Raw genomic sequence first — 13,955 nt, 5'->3', positions numbered from 1 at the left:
AAGCCTACATCCCGTCTTCGACGCGCCCGGAGATAATGCGGGCTTCTGTGTCGGCGTGCGTGCGCCGATCCAGCGTGACGCGCACGTGGCGCTGCGCGAGTTGCTCCACCAGTCCGCCGCCCCACTCGGCCACCACCACGGCATCTTCGAGGGCGCTGTCTAAGTCGAGGGCGTCGAGCTCGCCCAGCGGGTCGTCGCCGAGCCGGTAGGCGTCCACGTGCACGAGCGAGGGGCCATCGCCTATCGACGAGTGCTCCCGCGCAATCACGAACGTCGGGCTCGTCACCCGGCCCTTGACCCCCATGCCCCTCGCGATGCCCTGTGTGAAGGTGGTCTTGCCCGCGCCGAGCGGGCCGTCGAGCACCACGAGGTCGCCCGCCTCGAGCGTCTGCCCCAGCTCTTCGCCGAGCGCTTGAGTATCCGCGGCGTCGTCGCACAGCCGCTCGCCCTGCGCCGGAAACGTGGTCTTCATCTACTTGCCCTCCCCGATGTAGGTGCGGGTGGTGCGCCCGCGCGGAGCACAGACCACCTCGTAGTTGATGGTGCCGGCGCGCTTGGCCAGCGCGGTGGCGTCGCCGAAGATGACGGCCTCATCGCCCGCTGTGACGTCCGCTTCGTTGTCGCCGAGCCAGACCACAATCTGGTCCATGGACACCCGGCCCACCTGCTGGTAGGTCCGGCCCGCGATGTCGACCTCCACGGCGCCTTGCCAGGAGCGCTGCACCCCGTCCGCGTAGCCCGCAGGGATCACGGCCGTGAACCCGTCCGCCGGCGCTTCCCAGGTCCGGGCGTAGCTGGTGGCCTCGCCTTTGCGCATCGGTTTCACCGTCACCACCGGCGCCGACCAGGTCATCGCCGGTTTCAGTCCGTGGTCGAGGCCGTCGACCGGCTCCAGGCCGTACAGGCTCAAACCCGGCCGGACCATGTCGAAGTGCAGGTCCGGGCGGGTCCACGTCGCCGGCGAGTTCGCCGCGTGGTTGCGCGGCACCTCAAGGCCCACCTGGCGGGCCTGGGCGATCGCGCGGCGAAACCCGGCCGCTTGCTGGTCCGTGTACGGGTCGGACGGGTCGTCGGCGCAGCTGAAGTGCGTCATCAGCCCCGCCACCTCGAGCTTGCCTTCGCGCTGCGCGTCCAGGGCGAGCTCGAAGGCCTCCTGCCAGCGGACCTCGTCGATGCCGGAGCGGTGCATGCCCGTGTCCACTTTGAGGTAGACGGTGGGCGCCGTTGGTGCGTCGATAAGCGAATGCAAATGCGTCATCGACGGGGCCGCGACATCGACGCCATCCGGGAGCTCCTCATGCGGATCCCACAGCCACGCCAGCACCGGCTTAGTGGTCAGCTCGCGCACCCGGCGCGCCTCCGCGAACGTGGCCACGCCGAACGCGTCCGCGCCGTTCGCCTCCATCACCGGCACGCAGCGCTTAACGCCGTGGTTGTAGGCGTCCGCCTTGACCACGCACATCAGCTCCGCGGTCGTTTGCTCGCGCAGGCGGCGGGTGTTGTGCGCGATAGCGTCCAGATCGATCGTTGTTGTCAGCACGGGCCTATTACACCACGTGGGTCACACCCAAAACGATGAGCAGCACCGCCACCGACCACGTCGCAGCAGCCGTGACCTGGTCGGGGTGGGCGCGCGCCCAGTCGAAGCCGCGCGCGGCGGCGCTTCCCGGCTTCGCGCGCACCCAGCCGACGGCCAACGCCGCCAACGTGGGCAGCGACAGCGCCACCGTGGCATACAGCGGGATTGCGGCGTAGCGCACCTGCGCGTCGATGCCGGCGGCGGACAACAGCGCCAGCCCGCCGTAGAAGGGGAACGAGGTCGCCGACTGGATCAGGCCGAGCACCACGCCGGTTCCCACCGTGGCGGGGCCGGGGGTGTGCAGCGGGCGCATGATCTTCTGCACCAGCGCCTGGTTGTCGCCGCCGCGCACCGCGAGGACGGCGGTGAGGACGCCTGTGGCGATGAGCAAAATGCCGAACACCGGGCCTTCGACGAAGCGCTGCACCACCGGGCCCAGGCCGTCGAAAATCACCAGCATGATCAGCGCCAAGCCAGCCACGCCGCACCAATCGCCCGCGATCAGCAGCGCGGTGGTCTTGGCATAGTTGCTCCGTGCAGCAATGCCGACCGCGACGATGACGCCGATGAGGAGCAGATTCACCGAATCAATGAACGCCAGCTGCAACGCACCGAGCATCCGACCTCCTGTCTGTGGGGTTTGTCGGACTCACCCTAGCGGAGACAGGTATGCAGTAGGATTGCCCGCGTGTCTGCGAAGCTGAAGAAACTCTCCGACCTGTCCAAGCGCGGCCCGCACCGCGTCCTGGAAGGCGACCTGGGCTACACCGGCCTGCCCGGCAAGGTCTACACCCCCGCCGAAGGCAAGAACCTGCCCGGCGTGGCGTTCGGCCACGACTGGCTCAAGGATGTCGCCGCCTACGAGGACACCCTGCGCCACCTGGCCAGCTGGGGCATCGCCGTGGCCGCGCCGGACACCGAAACCGGCTTCAAGCCCGACCACGTCGGCCTCGCCGCCGACCTGGAGACCGCCATGCAGATCCTCGGCGGCGTGCGCCTGGGCAACGGCAACATCTCCATCTCGCCCGGCAAGCTCGGCATCGTCGGCCACGGCATGGGCGGCGGCGCGGCCGTGCTCGCCGCGGTGGACAACCCGAAGGCGAAGGCCGTGGCGGCGGTGTACCCGGCCAACGTGGCGCCGTCCGCAGTTGAGGCGGCGCGCAACCTGTTCGTCCCCGGCATGGTCGTCGGCCCCGGCGAAGACGGCGACTCGCTGTTCGACCCCGGCAACCCCGCCAAGCTGGCCTACAACTGGGCCGGCGAAGTGGTCTACCGCGCGCCGAAGAAGGGCGACCAGCAGTCCTTCTCCGAGGACAACCTGGTCAAGCGCATCCTCGGTGTGGGCAAGTCCGACCGCGGGCTGCAGGAAACCATCCGCGGCCTGCTCGTGGGCTACCTGCTGCACCAGCTCGACGAAGACAAGGCCTACGCCTCCTACTCCGAGCCGGACGCCGAAGGCTCCGGCGTGGAGTCCCTGACCGGCGAGAAGCTGTCCAAGGCCGCCGGCCTGGCGCGCGACAACGCCCGCTTCTCCCTGTTCTAGCCACCTCCCCCGTCGTGCTTACACGACGGGGTTTTCGCCGTTCGGGCCAATCGCGCGCAGCACCGCCTGGATCTGCTGCTTTTGCGAAGCGTTACGACGACTCCGCGGCATGCTGTAATCCCCCCGCGGCACCGTCACCGGCTGCCTAGGCATCGTCTCCCGGGCCCGCGCGTGATGCTTGGCGGTCATCTCCATCTTCTGCTGCGTTTCCTTCATCAACGCCTCAAAATCCGCCATGCGCTTCGCGGTGCGCTTTTGGTACTGCGCCACAAAAAGCTCGAAATCCATCGCTACCACTCCCCTGCCTTCTTCATTGCCCACGGATCAGCTTCCACCCCACCGGCATCGGTGTCATTGCCGCCGCCATCTCCCGCCTGTGCCGGCTGCGTTTCCAGATTCTCCAGCTTCTTCGGCGGCGGCGCCGGCTCCTCCACCTGCGACAGCTCCGGCGGCGGGGCAATCACCCCGTCATCCGCAGGTGCGGGAGGCGGCGGTGGCGGCGGCTCCGGTTCCGGTTCACATTCCGGCTCCGGCTCGGGTTCCGGTTCGCACTCCGGTTCTGGTTCTGGTTCCGGTTCCGGTTCGCACTCCGGCGTCGCCGCAGGCTCCGTCGGGCAGTCCTCGAGCGCCGTCTCCTCGATGCCGAGCGTCGCCTCCAGTTTCGCGTCCAACGTCAGATCCAACTTCAGATCCAGCCCCAAGCGGGCGCCTGAATCGGCAGATACGTCGGAAGCGCTGGTGGCGGCGGCGGGGCGCGTCGTGACGTCGCAAGGCGAATGCCCCTTCTCTCCGAACTGCACCGGCGGGGCAGGCTGCTCGACGGCCGCGGTGTCGACGCGCGTGGCAACCTCCCCCAGGCACTCCTTGATCACGCCGTTGCGGTCGCTGGCGGTCTCGCGCGCGCTGCGCAGCGCCTCGATGACCATCTCCCCCGCCGGCTGGATCAGCTGCCCAATCCCGCAGTTCAGCACGATGTCCAGCATGCGCCGCGCCGGCTCCAGCAGGGCGCGCACCGCCGATTCCGCGGTGTCCACGATCGTCTTGATCGCCTCCCCGCACTGCCCGATCGACTCGCCTGCGGCTTTCGCGCGGTCGAAATGCTCGGTTTCGCGTGCTTCGTCGCAACGCTCGCGCTCGCGGATGCCCACCTCGTCGAACCAGGCGCTCTCGTCGCACGAACACGTCCGCGCCGGCGTGTCCGGGCGCTTCCCGCCCGCGGACAACTTCAGGCCCGCGGCGAGAAACGCGCTCAAGTCGAGCCCGTCGGTCTGCGCGACCTGCTCCAACAATTCGCCGGCCAAGCCGTGGACCACGGCGCGCTGCGCCGGCCCCACCTCCGGCGCGACATCGACCGCGCGCACCAGCGACTGGACGTCGTCTTTCACCGCGGCCATCATGCGTTATCCACCCCGCCCGCGATCGATGCCAAATACTCGGAAGAGAGCTGGTCGGCGGCGACGGTGGCGTCGCTAAGCGAAAGCACCTGCCCCCAATTCTCCCCGCGCGCCGCAAGGAAGCGTTGCGACGTGGCATGCAACGCCTCCAGCGCATCCACGATGCGCTGGCCCTCCTCCGCGAAACCCGCGCCGAACGCTGACGCGGCAACCACCGGCCGCCCGGCGTCGAGCTCGCACGCGGCGTCGCGGTACGCGTCGATAGCCTCTGTGTACTTCGTGCGCACCGCATCGATATCGATGTCGAGTGCCCCAACATGTGTCATATGCCCACCCCCGAAAGGCTCGCAGTTGAACTGTCTTACCTTTAGTTAGACTCCCCCAACGCCCCGGCGGTTCCCTGCCGGGGCAAAAAACTTTTTCCGCGATTAAACCTACACCGCGGCGACGACCGCCGCGAGGCGACCGGCAACCTTGCGCGCCTGCTCCTCCTCAGCGGCCTCGACCATGACGCGGAACAGCTCCTCGGTACCTGACGGGCGCAGCAGCACGCGGCCGGCTTCGCCCAGCTCAGCCTCCGCTTCGGCGATGGCGTCCTTGACGGACTGGTCCTCCAAGATCAGCGCCTTGTTGGACACCGGCACGTTGATCAGCGTCTGCGGCAGTACCGTCATCACCTCCGCCAGCTCGGCGAGCGTCTTGCCGGTCTCCGCCATGCGCTGCATGAGCATGAGGCCGGACAGGACGCCGTCACCAGTCGTGGCATGCGCCGGGACCACGATGTGGCCAGACTGCTCGCCGCCCAGCGAGAAATCGCCGCGTCCGAGCTCCTCGAGCACGTAGCGGTCGCCCACCTTCGTTTCGCGCACTTCGATGCCCTCGCGCTGCATGGCCAGCTTCAGGCCCAGGTTGCTCATCACCGTGGCGACCAGCGTGTTGTCCTTCAGGCTGTTGGACTCCTTCATGCCGGTGGCGAGGATGGCCATGATCTGGTCGCCGTCGACCACGTTGCCCTGCGCATCCACGGCCAGGCAACGGTCGGCGTCGCCGTCGTGCGCCAGGCCCAGGTCCGCGCCGTGCTCCACCACGGCCGCCTGGATCTGGTCCATGTGGGTGGAGCCGGAACCGTCGTTGATGTTGTAGGCGTTCGGCGTGTTGTGGATGGCGGTGACCTCGGCGCCGGCGGCCGCGTAGGCCTTCGGGGCGACCTCGGAGGCGGCGCCGTTGGCGCAGTCCACCACGACCTTGATGCCGCTCAGCGGCTCGGTAACAGCCTCCTTGAGGTGGGCGAGGTAGCGCTCCTGGGCGTCCGGCGCCTCCTCGATCACGCGCCCGATGGCGGTGCCGGTCGGGCCCGTTTCCTCCAGCACGGCCATGGCGCGCTCGATCTCGTCCTCGATGTCGTCCGGCAGCTTCTTGCCGCCGGCGGCGAAGAACTTGATGCCGTTGTCCGGCATCGGGTTGTGGGACGCGGAGATCATCACACCGATGTCGGCACCGTAGTCGTCGGTGAGAAACGCCAGGCCCGGGGTGGGGATGACGCCGACGCGCAGCACGTCCACGCCTTTCGACGCCATACCGGCCGCCATCGCGGCAGCCAGCATCTCGCCGGAGACGCGCGGGTCCCGGCCGATCAGCGCGATCGGGCGGCGCTTCTCAGAGCCGCGGTCCTTGGTCAGCACGGTCGCGGCCGCGGCGCCGAGCTTGAGGGCAAGCGATGCGGTGAGGGCCTCGTTAGCCAGGCCGCGGACACCGTCAGTTCCGAACAATCGAGTCATGCGCACAATTATGCACTTGCCTATCGACGATCGCTCCGCCACCCCAACTTTCGCGCGATTTTACCTGCGGGTTTGGTAGTTATCCACAGGGGTGATGACACAAATTCCACAGGGCCGGGCGGGGCGGGGTTGCGATTGTTTTAGTGTTCGTGGCATGAACCCGTTCGACGCATTCATTCAGGCGATGGCCGCAGCATCCATGGAGACGCTGCGGCACTTCGACCTGCCTGTTGCGCTTTCGGCTGGCATGGCGCCGGATCGGGCACGTGCGTGGGACGCAATGCAGAAGGTGTACTACGGGCCCACAAAATTCACCCGCAAGCAGGCCTTGGCAGTACAGAAGGCCCGCGGGTTCTCCCTGGACGAGCTCGCACTGATCGAACGCCGCGTCGGGGGCGTGAAAGACACCGGCGAGCGGTGGCGGCTGCGCCTCGCCTTGCTGGATGTCACCGGCGGGTACCGCGCGATCGAACGCGCCGCACGAGAGCTGGTGCCACGCGAGGACAATGCCCCGAAGAAAAAGCAGGTCGCCTTCTCCGCGCCGAAGAACGGCCGAGCACGCATCACCATCGACACCACCGACCGCAAAGCCGCAGACCTCGAGCACCGCCTGAAACAAGGCATCGACGCCACACTGCCGGCAGCACCCCAGATGGAGGAGGCGTTCTGGCGCATCGTCGAAGGCAAAACCGGCGGGGTCGTCGCCGCGGCACCCAGGCCCATTGTGATGGTGCCGATTTCGGAGCACGCACGGATTATGGCCGGCGAGGGCGACGACGTCATCCTCACCTTGACTGACGGCACCACCATGACCGGGGCGGAGTACATGCAGCAAGAGTTCGGCGAGGTGTTGGAGGTCGCAGCGTTCCACCCGGAAGAAGGGGCGGTGAACCTGTACGACACCGAGCGTTTCGCCAACCAGAAACAACGCGACCTCGCCTGCATGGTCTCACCCGTGTGCGCGTTCCCAGGCTGCCGGCACGGGGCGTTGGGCTCCGAGATCCACCACGTGGATGCGTGGAAACACGGCGGTTACACCAATATGAACAACCTGGTGCCGCTGTGTAAGTACCACAACCGGGTCAACGACGACGACCCCTGGCGCAAATCCCGCGGCCGCATCGCGATGATCAGAGGCGCGCCCTGGTGGGTCTCACCCCGCGGATACCACCTGAGAAACACCGACCGTGGAGCACTCGACCAACTCTTCGGACCACAAAGCACCTAGCAACGCGAAACGCCGCCGCCCAAAAACGGACGACGGCGATTCGGCGCGCGCGAAAAGCGATTAACGCTTGGAGTACTGCGGTGCGCGACGGGCCTTGTGCAGACCTGCCTTCTTGCGCTCCACGGCACGGGCGTCACGGGTGAGCAGGCCGGCCTTCTTCAGGGTCGGGCGCTCAGCCGGGTTGTAGATGTTCAGCGCACGGGCGATAGCCAGACGCAGAGCACCGGACTGGCCGGTCGGGCCGCCACCGGAGATGTTGGCCTTGATGTCGAACTGGCCCTCGCGCTCGAGCAGGGTCAGCGGGGTGAGAATGTCCTGCTGGTGCAACTTGTTCGGGAAGTAGTCCTCGAACTCGCGGCCGTTGACGGTGATCTTGCCCTCGCCCTCGACGACGGTCACGCGGGCGATGGCGCGCTTACGGCGGCCAACGGTCTGGATCGGACCCTCGTGCAGCGGAGCGACCTCGACGGTCTCCTCGGTTGCCTCAGCCTCGGGGGCGATGGCGTCGCCGATGGTGTAGTTGAACTCCTCGGTCGCGGCGGTTGCGGCATCGACGTCGGTGCCCAGGTCCTCAGCGGCGGTGTTTTCGAAGTTGTTCGGCTCGGTCATTACTGTGCCACCTGCTTAAACTCGTAGGTTTCCGGCTGCTGGCCAGCGTACGGGTGCTCGGCACCGACGAAGACGTGCAGCTTCTTGATGGACTGACGGGAAAGCTTGTTGTGCGGCATCATGCCCTTGACAGCTTCCTCGATCACGCGATCCGGACGCTCGTCCAGCGCGCGGCCCAGGGTCATGGACTTCAGACCACCCGGGTAGCCGGAGTGGCGGTAACGCATCTCGCGCTCGCGCTTGTTGGAGGAGATGTGGATCTTGTCGGCGTTGATCACGATGACGTGGTCGCCGGTGTCGACGTTCGGTGCGTACTGCGGCTTGTGCTTACCGCGCAGGATGTCTGCGACGGTGGAAGCAAGCTTGCCCAGCACCACGTCGGTTGCGTCGATGACGTACCACTTACGGGTGATGTCACCGCTCTTCGGGTGGTAAGTAGACATGCATGACTCCTTAAAGTCTGTCTAGATGGCTGCCGGCCAAAAACTTCGTCTGCCCCTTTGTGCTTTACGGCGGCCGGTGGAGACCCGAAAAGCGCATCCGGCGGGACACACAGGGATAACACCCTACGGCACGCGCCCCCGAAAACAAAAAAGCGCCGCCGCAGGTGATTCCCCCATCACCTGCGGCGGCACGTCCCCCGTATCCCCCGTGTGGTTGCGCCGCGGGCCGGTCCGAAGCCGAGCCCGTCCCCCGATGAAAACGGCCCCGTCACGGCCCGCGACGCAAGTCTTGTTGTTTAGCCCCAGCTGTTTGCGGCTGCGTTGTTGACGGCGAGCATGGTGGTGTTGCCGTCTTCAACAGTGTTGGCGATCTGGTTGAGGATCTGGTTGAGATCCGCTGCCGCCTGGTCCCACTTGGCCTGGTGCGCCTGGTAGGCCGCGGCTGCGGTGCCTTCCCAGGTCTGGGCCATGGGCTGGAGCATCTGCTTGAGTTCGGCCAGGTCGCCGTTGATGCGGGAGGCGGAGGCGCGCATGTCCTCTGCGGCGCCGGCGATCTGCGCGAAGTCGTACTTGATCTGCATGGTTTCCCCTTTACAGTGCGAGTCCGCCGGCGATCTGGCGGAGGCTGTCGGTGTTGGTGGCGTCGGTGGTTTCGTAGTTCTTGGCGTTGTCGCGGATGTTCACGGCGATCGCGCTCAGCGCTTCAGACAATCGCCTTTGGGCGTCGTCGTACCTGATCATCAGGTCGTCGAAGCTGCGCTGTGCGTTGCCCACCCAGTAGCCGCGGGTGGCTTCGGCGACTTGCTGGACGCGGTCGATTTCGCGGTTGACGTCGGCGTTGGTGTCGTCGGTGCGGTCTGCAGCGGCGCGCATGACCTCGGCTTCGGTTGCGAACTGCTCCATGGTTTCTTTCCCCCTCGTTGTGTGTTGGGACGGACAACGTCTGTGCTGTCCGTATATCTGACTGACGTTTGGCCCTTTCGGTTCCATCGGTCGCAAAACTTTTTTATGGCCCCACGTCAGCCCCCTTATATTCAGCGGTTTCCATGGCCATGCGGCAGGTGGCGCGTTGCACGACGGTGGGTTCGGCGCGTGTGTGGCAGCCCACGAACAGCTGCACCGTCCCGTTGGGCCAGGTCTTCCACAGTGATTGCGAGCCGTCGCCGGCGCGCTCGAGGTAGGTCACGGCGATACCGTCGGTGTCGACGAGTTCGACTTCCGGGTCGGCCTCAATGTCGGCGAGCAGTTGTTCGGCCATGGTGCGCGCGGGCAACTGGTAGAGGTGCTCGACGGCCATCTGCAGGCGGAAGTTGGGGTCGTCGCCCGTGGCGCGCCACATGCCGTCGTCGGCTTCGAGGGTGAAGCCTGCGGGAAGTTGGACGGTGAGGCCCTCGCGCTCAATGCTTATCGACGTCTGCTCCGCCCGTTCCTCCTCCTGCACAGGAGACGGAGACTGCGCAGCCTGCGGCGGTGACGGTGGTTGTGACTGCTCCGTTTCCTCCTGCGCAGGAGCCTGCGACTGCGCTCCCCCGCTGGTTAAACCCCAGATCACGGCGGCGCAGGCGAGCGCGACCGCGGCGACGACGCCGGCGATGATCCACGTGCCGGAGCGCGGCTCCTGCTCGGGCGGCGGTGGCCGGTGGAAGGCTTCGGGCGCGTCGTCGGGCGGGGGCGGGGCGGGTTCGAGGGTTCGGTGGTCAGGTCGATGTCGTAGTCGGCGAGCGCGTGGGTCAGTTCGCGTAGGCGTTGCGGGTCGGCGGCGATGTGCACCGGCGCGCCGTGCGGCTCGGGGCCTAACACGCTGCGGACGGTGCCGGCGATTTCGCGGCTGGTGGGTGCGTCGAAGCGGTGGATGTTGGCCGCACCGGTGATCACGGTGGATGCGTCGGTGGCGGTGATGCGCAGCTCGGTCATTGTGCCTCCGGGAGTTGGACGGTGCCGCGCGCTTCCCCGTTGATCCAGGTGGCGCGGCCGGGTTGTTGCGGGCTGGGTCGCACGCCGAAGATGGCGCCTTCGTCGCGGGTGCCGTCCATGAGCAGCACGTCGGGGTGCAGGTCTTTTACGGCGGTGAGGAACGGCCCGAACAGCGCGCGCGAAACGCCGCCGAATTTGCGGGCGGCCACGACGTGCAGGCCGATGTCACGCGCGTGCGGCAACAGTTCCGCGATTGGGCGTAAGGGTTCTTCGCCGACGAGTTCGTAGTCGTCGATGATCAGGTACAGCTCGGGCCCGGTCCACCAGGAGCGCTCGCGCAGCTGCTCGGGTGTCACATCGGCCCCGGGCAGGCGCTCGGTGAGCGTGACGGCGAGCGATTTAGCGGCCTGCGTGATCGCGCTGGTGGAGGCGGCGTAGGCGGCGACCATCTCCTCGCTGGCCCGGCCCAGGTGCGCGCGCCTGGGGTCGAGCACCACCATGCGAGCGGCTTCGCGGCCCATGTGCTCCACCGCGGTGATGGTGCTGGCGATGAAGGTGGATTTGCCACAGCCGCCGGCGCCGATGACCAGGACGTGCCCGGACGAGTACACGGGCTCGAGGGTGGGGCCGCCGATGCCGAGGGGGATCCTTTGGCCGTCGAGAAGCGAGTGCGTATCCACGCGCTCCGGCAGCACCCGCAGCCTCTCCACCGGCGCCTGGTCGGAGGTGGCGAGGTGGGCGATGTCCTCGCCGCTGGTGAAGGCGAGCTGGACGGTTTTGCCGTCCGGGGTCAGGCCGCGGCCGGGTGTGGCGGGCAGTTTTTCTTGGTGTTTGCGGTTGATCACGGAGTCCATCGGTTCGGTCAGCCTCAGCTCGAGGCGGGTGCCGATGAGGTCGCGCACGTTCGGGCGGATCGCGCTCCAGCGCTGGGTGGTCGCCACGAGGTGGATGCCGGCGTCGGGGCCTTCGGAAGCGATGCGGGCGAGCGGTTCGCGCAGGTCCTCGTCGAGGGCGTGCCAGCCGTCGACGACGAGCATCACGGGCCGCGGGTGGTCCAAGAACCCGGTGACCTCGTCGATCACGCGGCGGGTGCGCTCGGTGTCTTTCATGCTGGCCACGCCGGCGACGTGCGGCAGCGCCTCGAGCTCCGGCAGGTCGCCGATGATGTAGACGGCCAATCCTGCGCGCATTTGCGTGGCGACGATGCTGCGCACCGCCATCGTCTTGCCCGTCTGCGGCCCGCCCGCGATGGCGACGTGCCCGCCGGCAGCATTCAGGTCCAGGTGGAATGGGGTTTGGCGTTGCTTGTAGGGCTCGTCGATAAGCCCGAGCGCCCCGTCCATGTGCGCCAGCTGCGCCAGCGGGATGCGATCCGGCAGCGGCGGAAGCCACACCTGGTGGGCGCGCATGCCGCGGGCGTCGGCGACGTCGCGGGCCTTGGCCACCACCGCGTCCAAAAGCGTGGTGGAGCGGTCCTCCTCCACGTAGGCGGTGGGCGCGAGCTCGATCTCGTCGCCGGTGAACAGCCGCACGTGCTGCTCGCCGGGGTGCTCCACCACGGTGCGGGTCAGCGGGCCGGAGACGTACGCCGCCCGGAAGCGGGTCAGGTCCATGCCGGCTTTGAGGTAGCCGGAGCCGGGCTCGCCGGGCAGCTCGTAGGCGTCCGGCACGCCGAGGACTTGGCGGGACTCGCCGGCGGAAAACGTCTTGAGGCCGATGCGGTAGGACAGGTGCGAATCCAGCCCACGCAGCTTGCCCTCCTCCAGCCGCTGCGAGGCGAGCAGCAGGTGCACGCCGAGGGAGCGGCCGAGCCTGCCCACCGCCACGAACAGGTCCGCGAAGTGCGGGTGCTGGGTGAGCAGCTCGGTGAACTCGTCGACCACGATGACCAGCGACGGCAACGTGTTGCCCGCCTTGGTGTAGTCCGTGATGTTTGCGAAGTTGCCGGCGGCCCGCAGCAGTTCCTGGCGGCGGTGCATCTCGCCGGAGATGGCATCATACATGCGCTCCACCAGCACCGCCTCGTCCTCGAGGTTGGTGATCACCGCCGCGGTGTGCGGCAGCGACTCGCAGCCCAAAAACGTCGCGCCGCCTTTGAAGTCCACCAGCACGAAGTTCAGCTCGTCGGGCGAGTGCGTCGCCGCCAGCGCCACCACCAGGGTCCGCAAAAGCTCCGACTTGCCGGACCCGGTCGCCCCGATGCACAGCCCGTGTGGGCCCATCCCGCCGAGCGCCGCCTCTTTCAAGTCCAGGTACACCGGCTGGCCGTCGGGGGTCGCTCCAATCGGCACGGTGAGCTTGTTGCGCACCCCCGGCCACATCGTGTGCGCGTCCAGCGCGTCGACGTCCGGCACGCCCAGCATGGACAGGAAATCCCCGCCGGCCTCCACCGCGCCGTCGGGGCGGCGGTAGAAGCCTAAGTGCCTTGCGACGAACTCCGCCTCCGCGTCCGTGAACCGATCCGGCACGCCAAGCTGCTCAATTCCCTGGGCCGTGGCGGCCTCGAGCACGTCGGTGCAGATCAGGTGGAACGCGTCCGGGTCGACGAAGAAGTCCGGGTCGTCGTGGATGGTCACCACCAGGTCGGCGTCGGTGGGTGCGGGCGAGGCGTGGCCGTCGATAAGCGCAATGCGAAACGCCCCCTCGGAGCGCGCGTGCGGCACCCACTTCGCCCAGGCGAACGGCGCGTCGATGCGGACTTTTTCCGGGCCGTAGAAAAACGCCAGCTGGCACACGATGGAGCGCGCCACGTCGTCCGCCGTAGGACCTGCGAGCGTGATCGCGGGAAACGCGTCGAGCTGCACCATGATCGGCATGCCCGGCACCGTGCTCACCGCCGCGACGGTGCGGCGCAGGCTCACCGCGCACACCGGGTCCAAGTCCTCGGGGCTGCCCGGATCGTCCACGTCCACCGGGGTGCACAGCGCGCCCGCGCCGGTGCCCAGGCGCACCGTCGGGGCGCCGGCGCGCTCCCAGACGCGCTCGACCGGCACCGCGGCCACCAGCTCGCCCGGCGCGGGGTGCAACGTAGTGGCGTGCGTGCGCTGGGTCGCGGCGTTCGCGCGCGCCTTGTTCGCCAGTGCATCGAGGTGGCGCAGGTAGACGCGGCGGGTCTCGTCGATGTCGCCCTGCTTTTCCTGCGGGTTGACCATGCCGGCGAGCCCGAAGAGCATCATCAGCGGGAAGATCAGCATCATGGGGCTCACGGCGCGGCCGGACATGGCCATGAGCACCATCACTGCGCCGATCGCGACGACCATCACCACCGGCAGCAGGATCTTTATCACCGGCGGCGACTGCGGTTTCTGCGCCGCGGGCACGGGCTCGGCGCGCAAGTTGCCGGTCGGCGGCGGCGCGGCGTCGATCGCCGCTTGAGTGCCGGTTGTTGGTGCGAGGACTTGGTCGTAGTCGAGGCCAAGCATCGTGGATTTTCCCCCCCTTGTGGTTTCTCACAGTTCCCCCGAACT

At 67.7% G+C, this 13,955-nt stretch carries 16 protein-coding genes; 2 read left to right on the top strand and 14 right to left on the bottom strand.

From position 1 onward, the window contains the following. Positions 1 to 4 precede the first annotated feature (4 nt). From tsaE to H0193_RS10340, 3 genes are read right to left on the bottom strand one after another with little or no spacing between them, the layout of a single operon-like run. Positions 5 to 472, bottom strand: a complete 468-nt coding sequence (tsaE, locus tag H0193_RS10350) for a tRNA (adenosine(37)-N6)-threonylcarbamoyltransferase complex ATPase subunit type 1 TsaE (RefSeq protein WP_181889844.1) — start codon at positions 470 to 472, stop codon at positions 5 to 7. Beyond that, complete coding sequence (gene alr / locus H0193_RS10345) at positions 473 to 1,540, bottom strand: alanine racemase (protein ID WP_181889843.1); 1,068 nt, start codon at positions 1,538 to 1,540, stop codon at positions 473 to 475. A 7-nt stretch (positions 1,541 to 1,547) separates the two neighbouring features. After that, entirely contained in the window at positions 1,548 to 2,198 is a 651-nt protein-coding gene (locus H0193_RS10340; RefSeq protein ID WP_181889842.1) for a sulfite exporter TauE/SafE family protein, read from the bottom strand. Between the two features lie 69 nt (positions 2,199 to 2,267). Between H0193_RS10340 and H0193_RS10335 the strand changes: the two genes are divergently transcribed. Next, positions 2,268 to 3,122 carry a poly(ethylene terephthalate) hydrolase family protein gene (locus H0193_RS10335; protein WP_181889841.1) on the top strand — a complete coding sequence of 285 codons (855 nt, stop codon included), beginning with the start codon at positions 2,268 to 2,270 and terminating at the stop codon, positions 3,120 to 3,122. An 18-nt stretch (positions 3,123 to 3,140) separates the two neighbouring features. On the opposite strand, the gene H0193_RS10330 is transcribed toward H0193_RS10335, so the two are convergent. From H0193_RS10330 to glmM, 4 genes are all read right to left on the bottom strand, one after another. Beyond that, entirely contained in the window at positions 3,141 to 3,410 is a 270-nt protein-coding gene (locus tag H0193_RS10330) for a hypothetical protein (RefSeq protein ID WP_181889840.1), read from the bottom strand. 2 nt (positions 3,411 to 3,412) lie between these two features. Continuing rightward, positions 3,413 to 4,507: a hypothetical protein gene (locus H0193_RS10325; protein WP_181890074.1), complete on the bottom strand. Its 1,095-nt coding sequence runs from the start codon at positions 4,505 to 4,507 to the stop codon at positions 3,413 to 3,415. A gap of 8 nt (positions 4,508 to 4,515) precedes the next feature. After that, a complete protein-coding gene (locus tag H0193_RS10320) occupies positions 4,516 to 4,842 on the bottom strand; it encodes a hypothetical protein (RefSeq protein WP_181889839.1) in 327 nt (108 codons plus the stop codon). A 108-nt stretch (positions 4,843 to 4,950) separates the two neighbouring features. Further along, the gene (glmM, locus tag H0193_RS10315; RefSeq protein WP_181889838.1) at positions 4,951 to 6,294 is read right to left on the bottom strand and encodes a phosphoglucosamine mutase; all 1,344 of its coding nucleotides are present in this window, start codon (positions 6,292 to 6,294) and stop codon (positions 4,951 to 4,953) included. Between the two features lie 154 nt (positions 6,295 to 6,448). Here glmM and H0193_RS10310 point away from each other — a divergent pair, with 154 nt between their 5' ends. After that, on the top strand, positions 6,449 to 7,522 hold the full coding sequence (locus H0193_RS10310; protein WP_181889837.1) for an HNH endonuclease signature motif containing protein: 1,074 nt from the start codon (positions 6,449 to 6,451) through the stop codon (positions 7,520 to 7,522). A 60-nt stretch (positions 7,523 to 7,582) separates the two neighbouring features. Here H0193_RS10310 and rpsI read toward each other — a convergent pair whose 3' ends face one another. The 7 genes from rpsI to eccCb all read right to left on the bottom strand — a co-directional run bounded on the left by rpsI (position 7,583) and on the right by eccCb (position 13,910). Then, a complete protein-coding gene (gene rpsI, locus H0193_RS10305; RefSeq protein WP_236883584.1) occupies positions 7,583 to 8,131 on the bottom strand; it encodes a 30S ribosomal protein S9 in 549 nt (182 codons plus the stop codon). Continuing rightward, positions 8,131 to 8,574: a 50S ribosomal protein L13 gene (rplM, locus tag H0193_RS10300; RefSeq protein ID WP_034997310.1), complete on the bottom strand. Its 444-nt coding sequence runs from the start codon at positions 8,572 to 8,574 to the stop codon at positions 8,131 to 8,133. Before rplM ends, rpsI begins: the two co-directional genes overlap by 1 nt. 296 nt (positions 8,575 to 8,870) lie before the next feature. Beyond that, positions 8,871 to 9,155, bottom strand: a complete 285-nt coding sequence (locus H0193_RS10295; RefSeq protein ID WP_070474959.1) for a WXG100 family type VII secretion target — start codon at positions 9,153 to 9,155, stop codon at positions 8,871 to 8,873. Between the two features lie 10 nt (positions 9,156 to 9,165). After that, positions 9,166 to 9,477 carry a WXG100 family type VII secretion target gene (locus tag H0193_RS10290; protein ID WP_181889836.1) on the bottom strand — a complete coding sequence of 104 codons (312 nt, stop codon included), beginning with the start codon at positions 9,475 to 9,477 and terminating at the stop codon, positions 9,166 to 9,168. 103 nt (positions 9,478 to 9,580) lie between these two features. After that, on the bottom strand, positions 9,581 to 10,126 hold the full coding sequence (locus tag H0193_RS10285) for a type VII secretion-associated protein (protein WP_181889835.1): 546 nt from the start codon (positions 10,124 to 10,126) through the stop codon (positions 9,581 to 9,583). Continuing rightward, entirely contained in the window at positions 10,123 to 10,488 is a 366-nt protein-coding gene (locus tag H0193_RS10280) for a hypothetical protein (RefSeq protein WP_181889834.1), read from the bottom strand. The genes H0193_RS10285 and H0193_RS10280 overlap by 4 nt, the downstream gene beginning before the upstream one ends. Further along, positions 10,485 to 13,910, bottom strand: coding sequence for a type VII secretion protein EccCb (gene eccCb / locus H0193_RS10275; protein ID WP_181889833.1), 3,426 nt, complete (start codon positions 13,908 to 13,910; stop codon positions 10,485 to 10,487). The genes H0193_RS10280 and eccCb overlap by 4 nt, the downstream gene beginning before the upstream one ends. Positions 13,911 to 13,955 lie beyond the last annotated feature (45 nt).

The sequence above is a fragment of the Corynebacterium haematomassiliense genome (assembly GCF_013978595.1).
Classification (GTDB): Bacteria; Actinomycetota; Actinomycetes; order Mycobacteriales; family Mycobacteriaceae; genus Corynebacterium; species Corynebacterium lehmanniae.
The sequence above is the reverse complement of the archived record's forward strand: the minus strand, read 5'-3'. Positions and strand labels throughout refer to the sequence as shown.